The organism is Bradyrhizobium jicamae, from assembly GCF_018130695.1.
Classification (GTDB): Bacteria; Pseudomonadota; Alphaproteobacteria; order Rhizobiales; family Xanthobacteraceae; genus Bradyrhizobium; species Bradyrhizobium jicamae_B.
The window spans coordinates 180,292-199,601 of sequence record NZ_JAFCJX010000001.1; the positions used below are offsets into that span (position 1 = coordinate 180,292).

At 64.6% G+C, this 19,310-nt stretch carries 16 protein-coding genes; 6 read left to right on the top strand and 10 right to left on the bottom strand.

Annotated elements, in window-relative coordinates; all coding sequences use genetic code 11:
• The first annotated feature begins 30 nt into the window (after window positions 1-30).
• From JQ604_RS00785 to JQ604_RS00800, 4 genes are read left to right on the top strand one after another with little or no spacing between them, the layout of a single operon-like run.
• Window positions 31-825 carry a WecB/TagA/CpsF family glycosyltransferase gene (locus JQ604_RS00785; RefSeq protein WP_212352062.1) on the top strand — a complete coding sequence of 265 codons (795 nt, stop codon included), beginning with the start codon at window positions 31-33 and terminating at the stop codon, window positions 823-825.
• Complete coding sequence (locus JQ604_RS00790) at window positions 822-2,099, top strand: glycosyltransferase (RefSeq protein WP_212352063.1); 1,278 nt, start codon at window positions 822-824, stop codon at window positions 2,097-2,099. The genes JQ604_RS00785 and JQ604_RS00790 overlap by 4 nt, the downstream gene beginning before the upstream one ends.
• Window positions 2,062-3,285, top strand: coding sequence for a glycosyltransferase family 4 protein (locus JQ604_RS00795; protein ID WP_249157893.1), 1,224 nt, complete (start codon window positions 2,062-2,064; stop codon window positions 3,283-3,285). Before JQ604_RS00790 ends, JQ604_RS00795 begins: the two co-directional genes overlap by 38 nt.
• Window positions 3,282-3,692, top strand: a complete 411-nt coding sequence (locus tag JQ604_RS00800; RefSeq protein WP_249157894.1) for a hypothetical protein — start codon at window positions 3,282-3,284, stop codon at window positions 3,690-3,692. Before JQ604_RS00795 ends, JQ604_RS00800 begins: the two co-directional genes overlap by 4 nt.
• Here JQ604_RS00800 and JQ604_RS00805 read toward each other — a convergent pair.
• The 9 genes from JQ604_RS00805 to JQ604_RS00845 all read right to left on the bottom strand — a co-directional run bounded on the left by JQ604_RS00805 (window position 3,654) and on the right by JQ604_RS00845 (window position 15,864).
• A complete protein-coding gene (locus JQ604_RS00805) occupies window positions 3,654-4,475 on the bottom strand; it encodes a class I SAM-dependent methyltransferase (protein ID WP_212352064.1) in 822 nt (273 codons plus the stop codon). The two genes, JQ604_RS00800 and JQ604_RS00805, sit on opposite strands and share 39 nt — an antisense overlap.
• A gap of 369 nt (window positions 4,476-4,844) precedes the next feature.
• On the bottom strand, window positions 4,845-7,664 hold the full coding sequence (locus JQ604_RS41375) for a glycoside hydrolase family 113 (protein WP_212352065.1): 2,820 nt from the start codon (window positions 7,662-7,664) through the stop codon (window positions 4,845-4,847).
• A gap of 165 nt (window positions 7,665-7,829) precedes the next feature.
• A complete protein-coding gene (locus tag JQ604_RS00815) occupies window positions 7,830-8,321 on the bottom strand; it encodes a cytochrome c-type biogenesis protein (protein ID WP_212352066.1) in 492 nt (163 codons plus the stop codon).
• 5 nt (window positions 8,322-8,326) lie between these two features.
• Complete coding sequence (locus JQ604_RS00820; protein WP_212352067.1) at window positions 8,327-10,309, bottom strand: heme lyase CcmF/NrfE family subunit; 1,983 nt, start codon at window positions 10,307-10,309, stop codon at window positions 8,327-8,329.
• On the bottom strand, window positions 10,306-10,797 hold the full coding sequence (ccmE, locus tag JQ604_RS00825) for a cytochrome c maturation protein CcmE (protein ID WP_212352068.1): 492 nt from the start codon (window positions 10,795-10,797) through the stop codon (window positions 10,306-10,308). Before ccmE ends, JQ604_RS00820 begins: the two co-directional genes overlap by 4 nt.
• 123 nt (window positions 10,798-10,920) lie before the next feature.
• Window positions 10,921-12,027 carry a c-type cytochrome biogenesis protein CcmI gene (gene ccmI / locus JQ604_RS00830; protein WP_212352069.1) on the bottom strand — a complete coding sequence of 369 codons (1,107 nt, stop codon included), beginning with the start codon at window positions 12,025-12,027 and terminating at the stop codon, window positions 10,921-10,923.
• Between the two features lie 133 nt (window positions 12,028-12,160).
• Window positions 12,161-13,558 (bottom strand): hypothetical protein, encoded by a 1,398-nt coding sequence (locus tag JQ604_RS00835; RefSeq protein ID WP_212352070.1) that lies wholly within the window; start codon window positions 13,556-13,558, stop codon window positions 12,161-12,163.
• Window positions 13,559-13,695: 137 nt separating this feature from the next.
• Window positions 13,696-15,072 carry a sensor histidine kinase gene (locus JQ604_RS00840; protein WP_212352071.1) on the bottom strand — a complete coding sequence of 459 codons (1,377 nt, stop codon included), beginning with the start codon at window positions 15,070-15,072 and terminating at the stop codon, window positions 13,696-13,698.
• A gap of 117 nt (window positions 15,073-15,189) precedes the next feature.
• Window positions 15,190-15,864, bottom strand: a complete 675-nt coding sequence (locus JQ604_RS00845) for a response regulator transcription factor (RefSeq protein WP_212352072.1) — start codon at window positions 15,862-15,864, stop codon at window positions 15,190-15,192.
• A gap of 340 nt (window positions 15,865-16,204) precedes the next feature.
• Between JQ604_RS00845 and JQ604_RS00850 the strand changes: the two genes are divergently transcribed.
• Together JQ604_RS00850 and galE are read left to right on the top strand one after the other, a co-directional pair.
• Complete coding sequence (locus JQ604_RS00850) at window positions 16,205-16,615, top strand: hypothetical protein (protein WP_249157895.1); 411 nt, start codon at window positions 16,205-16,207, stop codon at window positions 16,613-16,615.
• Between the two features lie 277 nt (window positions 16,616-16,892).
• On the top strand, window positions 16,893-17,897 hold the full coding sequence (gene galE / locus JQ604_RS00855) for a UDP-glucose 4-epimerase GalE (RefSeq protein ID WP_212352073.1): 1,005 nt from the start codon (window positions 16,893-16,895) through the stop codon (window positions 17,895-17,897).
• 269 nt (window positions 17,898-18,166) lie between these two features.
• Here galE and JQ604_RS00860 read toward each other — a convergent pair whose 3' ends face one another.
• On the bottom strand, window positions 18,167-19,069 hold the full coding sequence (locus tag JQ604_RS00860) for a Hint domain-containing protein (RefSeq protein ID WP_212352074.1): 903 nt from the start codon (window positions 19,067-19,069) through the stop codon (window positions 18,167-18,169).
• Window positions 19,070-19,310 lie beyond the last annotated feature (241 nt).

Here is a 19,310-nt window from a genome sequence, read left to right on the forward strand (position 1 = left end):
TCTCGGCGATCCCGTCATCCGGAGATCGACATGCCTGAAGTCCAGACTAACACTACGCCGGAACTCAACGTTGATGGCATCACCATCAATGTTCCTTCACTCTCTTCTGCCGTCAGTTCAATTGTGTCAGCCGCGCGACAAGGCGACAGCTTCAGTGTCTGCACACTGAATCTCGATCACGTTGTCCAGTTGCAGCATCGCCAAGACTTCCGTTCCGCCTATCGACGCGCGCGATTTGTGACCGCCGACGGGTTTCCCATCGTCATTCTAAGTCATCTGGTCGGCGCGCCTATTGAGCGCACGACGGGTGCCGATCTCGTTGAACCACTGTGCGAGGAAGCAGGAAAGAATGGGTTGTCGATCTTCCTGCTCGGTTCCAATGACGCGACGCTCGCGACGACGGCGCGACGTCTGGCGGAGCGGTTCCACGGATTGAAGATTGCCGGTTATTTCGCGCCGGGTCCGAAGTTCGATCCCTACTCCGAGGAAGCCGATCTCGCGATCGAACGCATTCGCGCGTCCGGCGCCAATCTCTGCTTCGTCGCGCTCGGCGCGCCGCGGCAGGAAGTCTTCGCGGAGCGTTGCGTCGATGAGCTCGACGGCACCGGCATGCTGTGCATCGGCGCCGCGCTCGACTTCATCGCGGGGACGCAAACCCGCGCGCCGACGATCACGCAAAAGGTGGGACTGGAATGGGCCTGGCGGATGCTCAGCAATCCGCGCCGTCTTGGGCCGCGCTACATCAGTTGCATGGCCGTCGTGCCCGGCCTGCTCGCCCGCACACTCCCGCAAATTGTCAACGCTCGCGTAAGGAAGGCAGCATGACCTCGACTTTGACACTGGCCCTGCGTGCGCGAAACGCGACACCGCGACCGCGCCGCTACCAGATCTGCTTGATGCATCCATTCGACCCGCGCAGCCAGAAGGTCGGCGGGCTCGAAACCTATCTGCGCGATTTCATCACCTTCCATCCGCACGACACCGACATCCTGTTCATCGGCATCGATGCCGCCGGCGACCTGGCGCTCGGCGAGATCCACAAGCTGACCTTCAGGGGACGCACGTTCGATTTCCTGCCGATCCTGCAATACACCGATGAGCAGGCGCGCGAAGCCGCGCGGACGATCCGCTCGTCCCTGACCGGCCAGTTCTTCATGGCGCTGCTTCGTCATTTCGGGACGATTGCGAAGCTGACGCGCGGGCGCGGATGCAGCATCGACCTGCGGCGTGTGGAATTCTCCTGGCTCCCGACCGTGCTGCGGCTGCCCTTCGTCCAGATGCTGCATGGCGAAGGTGCGCCGAAGCTGAAGATGGATTCGCTGCTGCGCAAATACTCCTTTGTCCACAACACCGGCGAGCGCTTTGCGGTGGCGATGAGCGAGAAATTCCTCTGCGTCAATCCGCACATCACGGAGCGGCTGCAGAAGACCTATCCGCGCAACAGCGACAAGATCGATACGCTGTGGACATGGGTCAACACCGACATCTTCCGCCCGCAATCTTTCCCGAAGGGCGTGTCTCCGTTCCGGATCGTGTTCGCTGGCCGGCTCGATGAATTCAAGGATCCCGCGCTGATGTTCACCACGATCGCGCGCCTCCGCGAGCGCGCGGGCAGCCCGATCCAGTTCGACTATATCGGCACCAGCGATCCGCATCGCTTCAAGGAGTTTGCCGCGATCGAGGACATCACCGTCAGGCACGGCTTCAAGGATGCCGCGGGAATGGCAGCGACCTTGGCCAGCGCCCATGCCGGTATCCTCACCTCCGAGTTCGAGGGCATGCCACGCTGCGTGCTGGAGACGCTCGGCGTCGGACGTCCCGTTGTCGCCACGCATCTGCCCCAACTCGAGGCCGTGATCGATCCCGGTGTCAGCGGATTCCTGGTACCGCGCGAAGGCACGCGGGAGGAGATGGCCGAGGCTTTGGTGCAGCGTTTCCTCGAGGTCCGCGAGGCGATCGCAACGCGGCGGATGGATCCATTGGATGTTGCCGAGGTGATCGAGCCCTTCACGCCTGCGACCCAACTCGCCCGCGTGTTCCGCTTCCATCAGGAGATCCAGGATGCCCGACACCCTGCCGTCGCGTCAGCCGCTCTCTAGCCTTCCCGCGATGAACATCCTGATCCTGACCAGCGAGTTCACGCCCGTGATGGGCGGGATCGGCACTTACGCCTGCGAGATCGCCGCCGCGGCGTCGCGGCTCGGCGCCGAGGTGACGATGGTCGCGCCCGACTACGGGCGGTCGCGCTCGGAAGACGATGCCCGCCTGCCCTTCAACGTCGTCCGCTTTCCCGGCGGCTTGCATTCGATGCGGCATCTGCCGCAGAAGATCATGATTGCCCGCCGCGAGGTGCGTCGAAATCATTATCACGTGGTCCATGCCGCCGACTGGCCCTTTTTCATCCCGGCCGCGCTTTGCCGATGGGACACGCCGGCGCGCGTGGTGATGACGGTGCACGGCACCGAGATCAACGAGGCGCAGACCCGGCTCAAGCGCCTCGCCGTGCGCGGCGCGGGTGTGTTCGGTCCGCGCACCGAGGTCGTCGCCAATAGTCACTTCACCGAGAATTTGTTTCGCGAGCGCTTCGCACAGCCGGCCGCACATACCGAGGCCATCCTGCTCGGCGTCTCCGACTTCTGGTTCGGCGAGCGGCGGACGCGCGCCGAGGTCCGCGCCGAGCATCATCTGGCCCGCGATCAGATCGTGATCGTCACCGTCGCGCGGATCACCCGACGCAAGGGCCATCATCTCACGCTGCAGGCGCTGGCCCGCCTGCCCGATCATCTGCGCAAGCGGGTGACGTGGCTTGTAATCGGGCCCGACGGCGAAGCCGAGTACGTCAAGCAGCTGCGCCAGCTCGCCGGCGGCGTCGATTGCGACGTGCGCCTGCTCGGCTCGCGCTCGAACGAGGAGATCCGCGACATCTATGGCGCGGCCGATCTGTTCTGCCTGACCGGCTTGCCGGATTCATCCGGCCGCGTCGAAGGCTTTGGCCTGGTCTATCTCGAGGCCGGCGCCGGCCGACTGCCCAGCATCGCCACAGCCGTGGGCGGCGTGCCCGACGCCGTCCCCGATCAGGAAGCAGGCCTGCTCGTTCCGCCCGACATCGACAGCATCGCGCGCGCCATCACGCTGCTGACAGCGGATTACGATCGCCGCAAGGCGCTCGCCGCCGGCGCCTTCGCCCACGCGCAAGAACTCTCGTGGGAGCGTTGCGCCGCCGCGACTTATGGACTGCCCTATGCCGGCGGCCGTGCCGGACGGGTCAGCGCGACCGCCGCATGAGGGGCGTCATCGCCGCGCTGCTGCTCCTGCTTGCGACCCAGGCGGCGCACGCGGACGCCGACAATTGCCGCCGGAGCCGGGAATATCTGCTCGGCAGTCTCGGTGGCGACCTGACCTTGCCGCCACAGGCCTATAACGACCTGTTCAAGATCTGCGCGGCGGCGAGCGTCATGTCGAATGTCAAGGATGCCTACATCCTCAAGGATGGCGGCATCGCCGTCGTGCCCAAGCAGGATAGCATTGCCGCCACGGCGGGGACGCTATCGCAGTTCTGCGACGCCTATCCGCGGGCCACGCTGCGATTCCTGACGCGCAAGGACCTTGCGCTCGCAAAGACCTTCATCGGCATTGTCCAGATCTCGTCGACGTCAGCGACGCCGTGCAAGAAGATCAAGGGCCTTACCTGACCATTGCCGCACCGGCTTCGCGCCCTGCCGCTCATAATATTTCGGCATCGCCTGCGGCGGGATCGCCTGCTCGGCGCGGCGCCCGAGGAAGTAGTGGCCGCTGGCGGCATCGGACACCGCGCGCCCGCGCGCGAGTGAATCGAAGAAGCGGAGCCAGAAGAACGGCAGCGAGATCAGCCGTGACAGCTTGTCGCCTGCGCCCAGCGCGCGAGCGAAGTAGCGGATCGACCACAGCAAGGCAACGCCGGGGCCGCCAACCGGTCCGGCGCCGATCTCGGAGAAGCGCCGGAACAGCCAGCGATGACCGCTCTGCGTGAAGCGCGAGAAGTCGTAGGCACGCTCGTGCACCTGCTGCATGAACGGCGTTTCCGCATAGACCACCCCGTTGCGGCGCAGGACGCGATGGATTTCGCTCACCACGGTCGCAGGCTCCAGCACGTGTTCGAGCACGGCCTGAACCCAGACGCCGTCGAACACACCATCCTCGAACGGCAAACTGTGGGCGTCCGCGACCAGCGTGGTGTGCGCAGACGCGTAGACATCGGTTCCGATCAATTCGATGCCGTCATCCGCATAGAGCGCTTCCGCGCCGGAACCGACGGTAGCACCACCGATCACGAGCACCACGGGCTTTCGCGACTCCTGCTTGAGCAGATCGATGAAGCGCTGACAGTTCGCCCCGGCAACCGGGTTCCGGCCGAAACCAAGCGCATGCAGGCGAGAGCCGAGCGAGCGGCGCGATACGTCGCGCGGCATCACCGAGCCGTTGTCGGCTTGATACATTGTTCGATCGAAGATGCTCGACGCAAAATCGATCAGCACGAGCTGGTCATCGACGCAGGGAAATCCAGCGGTGTGGTACTCGCAATCGGTGCTGGAACAGGCCGGCTGTGCGCTCAAGCCACGCAGCGACGATCCGCAGCCCGGACAGCGAAGAACGCGCGCCCACCACGGCGTCCCCACATGCTCACCGTCCTGTCGCGCGGCAGCCGAACCGTCCAATGAAACCTCGCAAGATCAGCACATCACCAGTTCCGTCACCGGAACCACCTTTCCAGATCATTTCAAGATGTTACTGATCCGCTCGCGGCAGCGCAACTGCGCGAGATGCAGCGCTAGCCAGCCGGAACAATTCGCGCGTTGCGTGACAGTCTACACAATCAGCAGATCGTGCGGCGTCAGCGGCGTGACGACGCCGGTGAGCGTGATCGAGGCACCATGACCGAGATCGATGATCGTGTCGTGGCCAACGACATGAATGTTGAGCTGCGCGATGTCGGCGACGATCGATGAATCGATCTGCAACGTGTCGTGGCCCGCGCCCTCGCCAACGTGGAAATTGTTGATCACATCCTGGCCGGAGGCCTGCTTGAAGACGAAGGTGTCGCCGCCGGCGCTGGTCATGAAGTCGTTGCCCGCGGTCGAGGTCAGCGTGACGCCCGATGCGCCGGCCGACATCGTGTGTGAGCCGTCGTTGTTGTCGAAGGTCGTCGCCAACCGGTGCCCCGACGAATCCAGCACATCGTGTCGCGCGGAATAGCTCTGCCCGGTGATGCCAAACGTATCGACGGTCCGGCTGCCGTCAACGTGACGCACAGTTTGCGTCGTCAGGTCGCCGTCGGCATCGTAGCTCGACTGCACGTAGCTGCCATCACTCTTCGTCACCGTCTCCTGCGCCAGATGTCCGGCCGCATCGAACTGATCGAGGGTCTTGGTCCCGGCGGCGTCGACGGTCTGCCGGACGAACAGCGAGTCATCCGCGCGGAACTGCTCGATCAGCACGCTGTGACCTGAGGCATCGTTCAGGACGTGCTGCGAGGTGTAGTCCTTGCCTGATATACCAAAGGTGAAGATGTCCCGCGAGCCGTCGGCATGACGGAACGTCTCCAGCGTCAACGTCAGACCATCCGACGCGTAGTTTGCTTGCGCATAAGAGCCGTCCGTCTGCGTGATGGTTTCCTGCGAGAGATGGCCGGCGCCGTCGAACTGGTCGACCGTGCGCACCCCCGCGGTATCGACCCCCTGCTTCAGGAGCAGCGAGCCATCGGCGCGGAATTGCTCGATCAGCATGCTGTGGCCGAAGGCGTCGACGACGCTGTGCTGCGACGCGTAGGCCTTGCCGGTGATGCCGGAGATATACACGTCGCGTGAGCCGTCGGCGTGCCGAATGGTCTGGTCGGCCTGCAGTCCCGACAATTGCAGGGATGCCGCATCGCTCGCGGTGGCATTGCTGGTCAGCAGGCTGGTGCTAACAGTCTTGTCGGAAAACTTCAGGAATTCGACATTGGTCAGGTGATCGGTGCCGTCGCGGCCGGTCACCTTGTCGGTGATGGTGACGACATTGCCCGACAGGCTGATGTCGTAGTCGGAGGCCTTGCCCGAATAGACCGCGGTATCGGTTCCGGCGCCGCCGTCGATCGTGTCGTTGCCGGCACCGCCATAGATCAGATCGTTATCAGTTCCCGAACCGTAGAACCAATCCTGATGGCTGGTCGCGTCGAGATGGATGGTGCGGACATAGAGGTCGAACGAATTGGGCGAGCTGGCGTTGGTCGTGTCCGTCGGCATCACTGCGACGCCGTTGACCGAGATATCCTTGAGATGCAGCGCGCGGCCCGAGGCGGAGTTCACCAGCTCGATGTCGAGGCTGTTGATCGTGACCGGATTGGCGAAGGTGACCGTGAATGTCTGGTAGCCGGACGGATCGGTCGCCGGCTTGAACTCGAACGTTCCGGAGACCACCTGACCGTTCACCAGCACCCGCACCTGCGCGCCGACGCCGTTGACCACGGAGCCGTAGCCGGTGAGCGTCACGGTCGTCGACGTCAACGGGCTGATGGTCGCGGGACCTGCGACGATGACGTCGTTCCCAGCACCGCCGTGGATCACGTCATTGCCGAGCCCGGTGGTGATGGTGTCGTTGCCGCGACCGAGATCGATGACGTCACCGACGGCCGATCCGATGACGTTCAGGTTCGGCGTCGCTCCGCCTCCGTGAAAATACTGGGAGACGATCGTTGCGGCCGGCTTGCCCATCACGGAATAGCCCGTGCTGGAATATTGGTTGCTCAGATCCCACTGCCAGAGCTCGACGCCCTTCAGCCAGTTGCCGCCCTGCGCGGTCCAGACCTGGAAGAAGGCGTTGTACGCATCGGCCTGCGCCGTCGTGTTCGGCGTGCCGCTGGTGTTCCATGAGGCCGGTGAGATCGCGGTGCCGTCGACGCTGCGATAGCCGACCTCGGTCATCAGAACCTGTTTGCCATACTGCTCCGACAGTGAATGCAGGAAGTCGACCGGCGATTTGTAGTTGAAGGCGGCCGCGTAGTACGGATTCATCGGAACTTCGTTCCAGGCGTGAATCAGATCATCCACGGTCGGCGTCGTGCTCGAGGTCAGCGGCGGATAGGTGTTGACGCCGATGACGTCGAGTTCATCCCAGAATCCGACCTTGGCGGCCTCGTCGGTCGCGGCCGAATAGGTCAGTTCGCCGTGATAGACCTCGCGCACCGCCGAGATGATGTCGGTCCAGTAGGCGCGATATTGCACGCCGGACAGGCTGCTCATCTCGTTGCCGATCGCAAACGTCGCGACGCCGCCCTCCTGCGCGATGGTGGCGAGATGAACGATCTCGGCCTTGTAGGACGCAAAGAAGCTCGCGACGTCCGACGGCGCAAGGCTGGAGACTCGGGTTCCATCGAGCGACGAGAGCATCGGCCGGAAGACGACGGAGAGGCCCGCGGCTTCCGCGGCCAGAAAGCCTTTCAACAGGCTCGCGTCACTCTCGGTCTTGCCGGCATCGGCGAACACCGTGTTGCCGGTTCCGGTTTGCGTCCAGATCCGCGCGCTGAGCTCGATCGAATTCGATCCGAGCGAGGCGATGGTTTGAAATGCCTGGTTCGCGGAGCTGCTGGAGAACTGACCATTCCACTCGGAGAGTGCACCAAATCCTTGAACGTCGAAAATGCCAGTCACGCTTCAGCTCCTGTCGTCGATCGACAGATGCGTGAAGCAAATTACCTTCATCTTAAAACGATCGGAGAATTCGCTGGCATCGCGAAAGTCTCATGCGATGACGTCGCTGCTTGTGGGTTCCACAAATGCAACCCGAGCAATTCACGCTCGTTGCGACTGACGCAGTCAGTATTTCTCCGGAGAAGGCTCCGCCGCCATCAAGCGCTTCAGCTTGGCTTCCTCCTCCGGCGTCAACGGCGGCGGCACGTCCTGCTTGCCCGCGACCACGCGCCGGCGGCTCCGGCGCCAGAGCGCGATGCCGCCCAGGATCAGCGCCAGCGGCGCGACCAGCCAGAGGAGCAATGTGTGCGGCGTGAAGCGCGGCTTCAGCAGCACGAACTCGCCGTAACGCGCGACCAGGAAGTCGATCACCTGGCCGTTGCTGTCGCCGGCGGCAATCCGTTCGCGGACCAGCAGGCGCAGGTCGCGCGCCAGCGGCGCCTCGGAATCGTCGATCGACTGGTTCTGGCAGACCATGCAGCGCAGCTCCTTGGAGAGCTCGCGCGCCCTCGCCTCCTTGGCGGGGTCGGCCATGATCTCATCGGGCTGCACGGCATGGGCCGGCATCGCCATCGCCAGCAGGCCGAGCACTACGATGGCAGCACGAAGGAACCTCATCGGCGTCACTCGGCCGGCTGCAGCGCGCGCGGCGCCTTGGCGGGCTTGGGCGCGCCGACCCGCAGGCGCCGGTCGGACAGCGACAGCAGGCCGCCAAAGGCCATCAGCACCGGCCCCCACCAGATCAGCAGCACCAGCGGCTTGTGATAGATCCGCACCGCGATGGCGCCATCCGCCGTGGCGTCACCGAGCGAGATGTAAAGCTGGCTCGCGCCGCGGGTCAGCAGCGCGGCTTCGGTCGTCGACATGCCCCGCGTCGCAAAGCTGCGCTTGGACGGCGTCATGGTGCTCACGGTCGCGCCGTCACGTTTGACGATGAACTGCGCGATGGTCTCGCTGAAGTTCGGTCCCGGCCGCGGCGTCAGGCCGTCGAGCTTGAGCTGATAGCCTGCGATCGGCACGACATCGCCCGGCCGCATCGCGCCGATATATTCGGTGTTCCCGGTGGTCTCGCAGACGATGCCGATCAGCGCGATGCCGAGGCCGGCATGCGCGAACATGGTGCCCCAGGCCGCGCGCGGCAGCCCGCGCGCCCGGCGCAGCGAGATCGACAGCGGCATGCGGAACAGGCCGATGCGTTCGGCGACATCGCAGAGCGCGCCCATCACAACGAACACAGCAAGCCCAATCGCCAGCGGCGCCAGCGTCGCACCGCCATAAGTCCAGGCCCAGACCAGCGCGATCGCAATCAGCGCCGCGATACCGGCCGCGAGCAGGCGCTGGGTCGCGCCGAGCAGGTCGCCGCGCTTCCAGGCCAGCAGCGGCCCGAACGGCACCGCGAGCAGCAGCGCGACGAACACCGGGCCAAAGGTCAGTTGGAAGAACGGCGCGCCGACCGAGATCTTGTCGCTGCTCAGCACCTCATAGGCCATCGGATAGAGCGTGCCGGTCAGCACCGTCGCGCAGGCCACCGTCAGGAACAGATTGTTGAGCACGAGCGCGCCCTCACGCGAGATCGGCGCGAACAGCCCGCCCTGCTTCAGCGCCGAGGCCCGCCAGGCGAACAGCGACAGGCTGCCGCCGATGAAGACGCAGAGGATCAACAGGATGAACACGCCGCGCGCCGGATCGGTCGCAAACGCGTGCACCGAGGTCAGCACGCCCGAGCGCACCAGGAAAGTGCCGAGCAGCGACAGCGAGAAGGTCAGGATCGACAGCAGGATGGTCCAGACCTTCAGCGCGTTGCGCTTCTCCATCACCAGCGCGGAGTGCAGCAGCGCCGTGCCGGCGAGCCACGGCATCAGCGACGCGTTCTCGACCGGGTCCCAGAACCACCAGCCGCCCCAACCGAGCTCGTAATAGGCCCAGTAGGAGCCCATCGCGATGCCGAGCGTCAGGAAGATCCACGCCATCAGCGTCCACGGCCGCACCCAGCGCGCCCAGGCGGCATCGATCCGTCCCTCGAGCAGTGCGGCCACCGCGAAGGAGAACGAGATCGAGAAGCCGACATAGCCGAGATAGAGCATCGGCGGATGCACGGCGAGGCCGATGTCCTGCAGGATCGGGTTGAGGTCGCGCCCCTCGATCGGCGGATTGGCGATCCGCAGGAACGGGTTCGAGGTCATCAGGATGAAGAGATAGAAGGCGCCGGCGACCCAGGCCTGCACCGCCAGCACATGCGCCCGCAGCGACAGCGGCAGATTGTTGCCGAAGGCCGCAACGAGACCGCCGAACAGCGCAAGGATCGAGACCCACAGCAGCATCGAGCCTTCATGATTCCCCCATACGCCGGTGATCTTGTAGATCAGCGGCTTCAGCGAATGGGAGTTCTCGTAGACATTGACCACCGAGAAGTCCGAGGTCACATGCAGCGTCACCAGTGCGATGAACGACATCGCCACGAACAGCAGCTGCGCCAACGCCGTCGAGCGCGCCACGTTCATCAGCGCGGCATCGCGCCAGCGGGCGCCGAGCAGCGGCACGGTCGACTGGATCAGCGCCAACCCAAGCGCCAGCACCAACGCGTAATGTCCGGCTTCCGCGATCATCGCATCGTCCCCTGCGCCGGCTGAGGTGCAGCCGATGCGCTCGGCTTGGCGCCGTAATCATCCTTCCAGTGCCCCTGCTTCTTCAAGGCGTCGGCGACCTCCTTCGGCATGTAGGTCTCGTCATGTTTTGCAAGAACGTTGTCGGCGCGGAACGTGCCGGATGCATCGAGCGCGCCTTCGGCGACGACGCCCTGCCCTTCGCGGAACAGGTCCGGCAGGATGCCGGTATAGGCCACCGGCAACGTCGCGCTGCCATCGGCGACGCTGAAGCTCACGGCGAGATTTTCGCCACGCTTGAGCGAGCCCGGCTGTACCAGGCCGCCGAGACGAAAGCGCTTGCCGGGACCGATATGCTTCTCGGCCACCATCGAGGGCGTGGAGAAGAACACGATGGAATCGCGCAGCGCGTTCAGCACCAGCCCGGCCGCAATCGCGAGCACGGCAAGCGCGCCGCAGATCAATGTGAGCCGCCGTTGCTTACGTGTCATCGTCTACCCTTACGCATGACAATCCCTTCAGCGCCATGCATTTTGTTTGCGCATGATCTCCGCGCAAACGCGTTCCGCGTTTGTCGCGAGGGAAAACCGCTTCACACTTTTCCGGATCATGCGCTATCCATCCAGCCCGAGATTCTTCAGCCCTTCATTGAGCTGGCGCAAGCGTTCCGCGTCATTGGCGACAGCTTGCCGCGCGTCGCTCAGCGCGCTCATCGCCTTGTCGCGCTCACCCATCACCAGATAGGCGCGCACCAGCCGCAACCACCCCTCGACGTCGTCGCCATTCTGCTTAAGCCGCGTCGCCAGCCGATCGACCATCCCGCGGATCATCGCCGAGCGGTCGGTGTCGTTCATGTCCTTGGCCGCGGCCATCGCGCTGTCGGGTAGCGCCGGCGCGGCAACGCCGCCGACCCGCACCAGTGCTGCCTGCACCAGCGGCCGCCACGGCGCATCCGCCGGTGCCTTTGCCAGCATCGCCTGCCAGATCGCGGCGGCATCGGTCTTGCGGCCGTCCTGCTCGGCCGCCAATCCCAGGAAATAGTTGCCCTTGGGGTCGTCGGCATTCAGCGCAATTGCGCGCTCGAATTCGGCCTTGGCGTCCGCCGTCACGACGCCGCCGGCGGTCCCCATCAGGGCTTCGCCGAGATCGGCGCGGCGCTCGGCGCTGTCGCCGGCATAGTTGATGGCGTTGCGATAGGCGCGGACTGCGTCGTCGTAGCGGCCGAGCCGCGACAGCACCGGCGCCAGGACGGTCCAGCCACGACCGTCGGTCGGGTTCTTCTCCAGATGCGCCTCGACCTGCGCGACCAGGTTGACCAGCGGCTGACTGGCATCGGCGACCAGGCTGCGGCCGGCCAGCGGGAAGTCTCCAAGCTGGGGCGCGCCGAGCCTGAGATAGAGCGTCGCCGCCACCAGCGGCAGGCCAATCAGGGCCAGTATCGCCGCCACGCGGCGCAGTTTCAGATTGGCCTGGGGCGCGGCCTCGCGCTGTCCCTCGTCGGCTGCGGCCAGCAGGCGGCGGCTGATCTCGACCCTTGCCGCATCGGCCTCGGCGGCTGCGATAATGCCGGAGGCGAGATCGCGGTCGATCTCGGCAAGCTGGTCCTTGTAGACGACGGTCTCGCTGCCGCCCGTCCCCGAAGGCCGGCTGCGGCTGAGCGGCCAAAGCACCGCAAAGACCGCCGCGACCGTCATCAAGGCGAAGACAAACCACAGCGTCATCAAGCGGTTCCCGGGTGGAACGGCGCCGTCCTGGATGGCACCGATGCGTCGCTTTACACCACCGGCGGCGAGCCCGGCAATTGACATTATCCGGATCGCAGCAGGACCTTCGGCCGCGGATTTACGGGAATAATCAGCCGGCGCGGGATGCCTTGCGCTCGCCTATCACGGCATTCTCGGCCGCCCGGCTCATCAGCGAGGCGTAGTCGGAGCCGAACAGGACCTCGCAGAACCGGATCGCGGCCTTGGCCTGCTGCTGCCGGTAGGCCCGCGCCTTCAGGTCGCCGCCGCGCAGCGCCTGCACCAGGGCCTCGGTCGAGTGCTCGACGTAATGCTGCAGGTCGGAATAGGTCCGCAACGTCACTTCGTTGATGGCGAGCTCGCTGGCATAGGTGCGGCAGACCGCGACGAAATCGATCAAGGCGACGGTGTCCTCGACCTCCGACATGTCGACCATCGAGCTCGCCGAAATGTCCTTGTCGGCGCGCTGACGCAGGATGCGACGCACCCGGCCCGGCACGCTGTCGATCTCGGATTGCAGCGTGTTGGAGGTGTCGGCGCGGATCGACGAGAGTTGCCGGCCCCAGGTGGAGTCGTTGCGCAGATCGAGCTCGGTGCGCAGGCCACGCACACCGTCATGCAGGGTCTTGAGCTGTTCGCCGACATACTCGAAATGGCCGCGGCGGATATCGGTGCGCAGGCAGGCGGCGACGAAGGTCAGATCATGCAGCGCGATGGTGACGGCGACGCCGAACGGAGTAGCCGCAACGCGCAGCTCGTCATCGGAGGCCGCCATCTTCACGGCGATGCGGATGATCTGCCACGGCGCAGCCAGCCGCTGCGCGATCAGCGACAGCGCGAACGGCAGCATTTGCGGCGTCTGCAGCGACGGGACCTTGAGGGCTTCCTTGACCGACTCGATCTGGGCGTCACCGAAGCTGCGGATATGGGCCGGAAGCCGGCTTCCCAGCGCATCCAGCGCCTCACGTGCCCGCAGCACCGACCCGATCGGCAGCAAGTCCTCGACCACATTGGGCGGACCGACACGGGAGAGCCCCCGCTGGCGATCGTCGCCCGCCGGCCCGGCCACCTTGACGATGGCCTCCGCGGCCGCGAGCTGGAACTTGCGCACGATCGGCTCCACCGAGCCGCCATCCCGCGCATTCGCCAGCCCCGCCTCGAATTCGCGGGCCGCCTCGGGCGCGCCGTCGCGCGACAACCATTGCCAGATCGGCAGCAGCGAGGTGCGGCGAAGCTGGCCCGGCCGGGTCGGGAAATTGCTTTCGGCAAGGAACGGCTCGAGCGGACGGAACAACAGCCGCGCCGGATCGTCGGTGCGCGGGCGCAGATCCTCATCCTCTTCGACGGCGCTGCGGACGATCTTGCGCAGCTGGTCGAGCACGAGATTGGCGACCGCGACGTCCTGGCCACGCTCGACGGCGCGCTCGAACTCCCGCATCAGCAGCGCCTGCGATTGCGGCGGAAGCTGCGCGAGATAATCCCTCAGCCGCTCGGTCGGTGTCTGGCTCATTCGCCCGGTTGTGATGCTTTGTGTCGCGCGGACGGCTGTGGCGCGCCCACCGCAAATCATAGGAGCGTGCGCGTTAAGAAGTCGTTTAGGAATAATGACGGTACCGCTACGGAGATCCGCAGCAAGCTGCCCGCATCCTACACGCCCGGCAGCACCAGCTCGGCGCGCAGGCCGCCGATCGGCGCGTTACGCAGCGAGAGATTGCCGCCATAGAGACCGGCCAGATCGGTCACGATCGACAGGCCGAGGCCCGAACCCGGCTTCGACTCGTCGAGCCGCTGGCCACGGCGCGAGACCTGGGCGCGCTCGGCGGCCGACAGGCCGCGACCGTCGTCATCGACCACGATGCGCAGCCGCGGCCCCGCGCCCGCTTCGGTCGGCTGCTCGACGATCGCCTCGATGAAGACCTGCGAGGCCGCCCATTTGCAGGCGTTGTCGACGAGATTGCCGACCATCTCCTCGATGTCCTGGCGCTCGCCGCGAAACTTGGCCGCCGGATCGGTCTTCGCCGTGATGGCGATCGCGCGGTCGCGATGGATCTTCTCCATGGTCCGCCGCAAGCCGTCGATGACGGGCGCGACGTCGGTGATGGTGCTGACGATGGTGGCGCGGGCGGCGATCCGCGCGCGCTCCAGATGATGGGCAACCTGGTTGCGCATCACATCGGCTTGCTCCAGCACCTTGCTGGCAAAGGGATCGGCGGCGTGCGCGCTCGCCTCGTTGACGATCACCGAGAGCGGCGTCTTGATCGCGTGGGCGAGATTGCCGACATGGGTGCGCGAGCGCTCGACGATCTCACGGTTGGCATCGATCAGCGCATTGGTCTCGCGCGCGAGCGGCGCGATCTCGACCGGAAACTGTCCTTCCAGCCGCTCGGCCCTGCCGGAGCGGATATCGGCGATCGCATCGGAAATGCGCTTCAATGGTGCGAGACCGAAGCGGACCTGGAAGATCGTGGTCAGCAGCAGCACGATGCCGAGCGCCGAGAAGGTGCCGCCGAGGTAGTAGTCGAAGCTGCGCGTCTCGTCGAAGATCTCGGTGGCGTCGCCGGCGACGCTGACCAAATATTTGCCGTCGGCGCCGAGATCGACCGGCCGCTCCACCATGCGCAGGCTCTGACCCTCCGGCCCGTCGACATAACCGAGGCGCACTCCGGCGGCAGTCAGCTCGGCGCCCTGCTCCTCGAGCTTGGGCAGCTTCTTGTCCCAGAGCGAGCGCGAGGCGCGGGTCTCGCCCTTCTCAGTGTCGGTGCGCGTGATCTGCCAGTACCAGCCGGACAGCGGCAGCTCGAACAAGGGCTCGCCGAGCGACTGGAACTGACGGTCCGGCGGCTCGTCGGGCGTGGCCACTTCGGCAATCAGCGTGCGCAGATAGAGATTGAGCCGGCGATCGAAGGCGCGCTCGGTCGCGTCGCGATAGACCGACGACAGGATGACGCCGGTGATCAGGAGGATCACCACGACCCATGCGGTCGCCGACACGAACAGGCGGGTGGCGAGCGAGGTTCCGCGCATCAGCGCCTAGCCGCGAAAATAGCCACCCCGCGCGCGTGGCGGGGCGGATGTGGATTGTCTGATACGATCATGAATAGATCAAAGAGGAAGTCGCTCGCGCGCGCAACCGCGCCCGCCTCAGCTTCCCGGCGTTGGCGGCGGGGTCAGGAGATAGCCGAGGCCGCGCACGGTCTGGATGATGTCGACGTCCAGCTTCTTGCGGATGCGGCCGACGAACACCTCGATGGTGTTGGAGTCGCGGTCGAAGTCCTGGTCGTAGAGATGCTCGACGAGCTCGGTGCGCGACACCACGCGGCCGGTATGGTGCATGAGATAGGCGAGCAGCCGGTACTCGTGCGAGGTCATCTTGATCGGGTTGCCTGACACGCTGACGCGGCCGGTGCGGGTGTCGAGGGTGACAGGGCCGCAGCTCAGCTCGGATTGGGCATGACCGGTCGAACGGCGCAGCAGCGCGCGGATCCGCGCCAGCACCTCCTCGAGATGAAACGGCTTGGCGACATAGTCGTCGGCGCCGGCGTCAAAACCCTGCACCTTGTCGCTCCAGCGGTCGCGCGCGGTCAGGATCAGGACCGGCATCACGCGCTTGTTGCGCCGCCACGCCTCCAGCACCGAGATGCCGTCCATCTTCGGCAGGCCGATGTCGAGGACCACGGCGTCGTAGGGCTCGCTATCGCCAAGGAAGTGCCCCTCCTCGCCGTCGAACGCACGATCGACCACATAGCCGGCGTCCGTCAGCGCGGTGGTGAGCTGACGGTTCAGGTCCGGATCATCCTCAACGACGAGCAGACGCACTTTGGCCTCCGAGGGTGGGCAGCAAGATATCCGGCATCAAGATGAGGCTTTCCGGCGTGAACGGGCCATGAACGGAGCCCCAGGGGCAATGTTACTTTTTGGTCAGGTGCACCATCCCTGAGACGCGCGCAAGCGTCTGCAGGTTCGTTCCCGACGAGGTTGGTTCAAGTACCGGGATCCCCTTGAGGCACCCCCGCCGCCCCGGGGAGGTACGATGGAACCCATTGGCTGGAGCCGGCGCGCCAGTCGAAACGATCTGCTAAGTTAACCTTTGACTGCCATTTCCATTGTCGCTGGCGCGCGGATTGCGCTAAGCCCGAGGGAGCGCGTGCATCGCACAATGACCCGGGAAGACCTTTTGTTGATTGATTCGAGAATTCGGACACTCGGTGTGATTGCAGGCTGGCTCGCGCTTTTGCTGATCGCGTGTGTCACGCTGTCCCCGATCCAGGACCGCCCGTCACTGGCCGGCGCCCAGCTCGAACGCTTCGTAGCCTTTGCTACGATGGGGCTGGCCTTCGTGCTGGGTTATCCGAGACGCACATTGCTGATCGTACTGTTTGTCGTCGGCAGCGCGTTCATGCTGGAGGCCATGCAACTGCTGACGCCGGACCGGCACGGCCGCCTGATCGACGCGATCGTCAAGGCAGCAGGCGGCACGTGCGGGATCGCGACTGGCCGTCTTGTCCTGCTGTATTTGCGCGGCAAGATAGAGCGCCTGAGGGCCCGTGCGGAGCAGTCGGCGGGTTGAACGTTTCCCGCGACGACGCGTCACCTGGTTGTCATCGTGCCTGCATGCGGACCTGGCGAACCGCCGATTCAGCGTCGCAAGCTGCCGAGATGCTGAATGGCTAGCCATCGCACGTTGTATCGTGCCGTTTAATTCTACAAGAACAGGCCGATCATTTCAGAACATGCCAGGCGTCCGCCGTTTAACGATACGGCGTCGTCGGCATTGAGAAATCCTGATCGCCGCGGGTACAATAGTCGTACGAACATTCTCGCAGTAAAAAAAGCAGAGACATCGCATGATTTTGGTCACCGGAGGCGCCGGCTATATCGGCTCGCACGCTTGCGTCGCGCTATTGTCGGCCGGCGAGGACGTCGTCGTCTTCGATAACTTTTCCAACAGCAGCCCGCACGCGCTGGAACGGATTCAGACGATCTCCGGAAAGAAATTATCCGTCGTCGAAGGTGACATCCGCGACCAGGACGCGCTGGAAAAAACCTTGGCGCAATATGGCTGCACCGCCGTGATGCACTTCGCCGGCCTGAAATCCGTCCAGGACTCCGTCGCCGATCCGCTCGACTATTACGACCAGAATGTGATCGGATCGCATCGACTGCTGCGCGCGATGCGCGCCACCGGCGTGCGCAAGATCGTGTTCAGTTCGTCGGCGACCGTGTATGGCACGCCGCAGTTCCTGCCCTATACCGAGGAGCACCCGCTCAGGGCGGTCAATCCTTACGGCCGCACCAAGCTGATGATCGAGGAGATGCTGCGCGACCTGCACGTCAGCGACAACAGCTGGGCGATCGCAATCCTGCGGTATTTCAACCCCGTCGGCGCGCATGAAAGCGGGTTGATCGGCGAAGATCCCAAGGGTGTTCCCAACAATCTCGTCCCATTCGTCGCCCAGGTCGCAATCGGACGGCGCGGCCGCCTCAACGTCTGGGGTAACGATTACGACACGCCCGACGGCACCGGCGTGCGCGACTATATCCACGTGATGGATCTGGCGGCGGGCCATGTGTCCGCGCTCAAGCTGCTCGATACGCCGCAATGCTTCGCGGTCAATCTCGGCACCGGTGCGGGCAACAGCGTGCTCGACGTCGTCCGTGCCTTCGAGGCTGCGAGCGGGCGACCGGTTCCCTACGATATCAGGCCGCGTCGGCCGGGTGACATCGACGCCTACTATGCCGCGACCGACTACGCATCGAAACTGCTCGGCTGGAAGGCAACCCGGTCGCTCGAGACGATGTGCGCCGACCACTGGCGCTGGCAGAGCAGCAATCCGAACGGATATACCTAGAGCATGATCCGGAAAAGTGTGAAGCGGTTTTCCGAAAAGATCATGCTCAAACAAAGACCTAAAGCGCGATGACGATTCGACCTAATCTCATCGCGCTTTAGGACCTCAGGCGCGGCCGACGCCTCCACGCTTTCCCTTCTTAACGTCCCTGACACGCGGAGTAGAACACACCGTTCGCGCAACCGCGGTCTTGCGAGGCCGAGGTTCGGCCCAAACAAAAAGCCCCGGCGAGCTCGCCGGGGCCTTAGACGAGTGAAGCTGGCAATGAGCTATGCGACCTGACTCGCCGGCTGGATGATCTGCGCAGCTCTGGCTTCGAGCAGCGCGCGAATCCGGCGAGGGACCTGGCGAAGCGATTTCGCGCGCGGATACGCGAGCTCGACGATCTGCTGACCATCGGGATAGAGCATCTCATGCTCCGCCCAGTTGTCGAACGCCATCCGATCGATGTTGTCGACGAAGGTTTCGCTCGGCGTGTTTTCCGAGAGAATCAGATCGTGGCTCTCGAGCTCGACGTGGTAGTAGGTGAAAACGTCGGGGACGCCGGACTCGCGAACGATCGATGTGCCGTTCACCAGGGCGCCGGCCTGGATCAGGATCCCGTCGACATACAGGGCATGGCACGGCGAGACCACCAAATCCCGGCTCGGCACGTTGTCGCCGAGCGCGCCGGCGAGGATGCGGATCGGTCCGACGCGCTGCTTGTCGGCGAAACGCATGGCAACGGTTTGCTTTCCGACCCATGAAATCGGCCGGTGCGAACCATCGACCGTCACAACCAGATCGCCTCGCTTGAGATCCTCGACGAGCCGCTCGCCATCGGGCGTGCGGATCATCGTCCCGGCCATGAAGCAGACCGCATCGATTTCGATGCCCTGGGTACCGTGGGAATAGACCGTGTTCGCATTGTTTGGGCTGCTGGCGAGCGTGATCGTGTAGGCGCCGGCCGGCAACGAAGTGCCGCTATAGTCGAATGTCCAGGTCTTGTGCGCGTTGTCGAGGACCGCTTCGCCGACGTTGCTGCCGTTGATGTAGACGTAGATGTGCTGGTTGCCGTTTCCGGTCGCCGTGTAGGTGCCGGAGAAGGTCAGCGCGTTCGCACTGGTTTCGAAATCACCGGCCGTTCCCGTGTCCGGGGAGATGGCCGTCAATTTGGCGTCTGTAACTGGCATGAAACCCCCAATGTTAAAGACTTTGTTAAAATCAGAATGATTTCACATAGCGCGATCGGGATGAACGGGCAATGCGGCGCGGCGTGAATTGGGCGTTATTGTTACCGGGGTACGGCGAAATTGATCCGCAATTCGTCGCACCGTAATTATACGGATATCAAGCCGCTGAAGCGCTCTGGTCGTTTGCCGCCCCCTTCACGACCGCAACCGGATCGGCAACGCGTGTCTTGGATCCCGAACG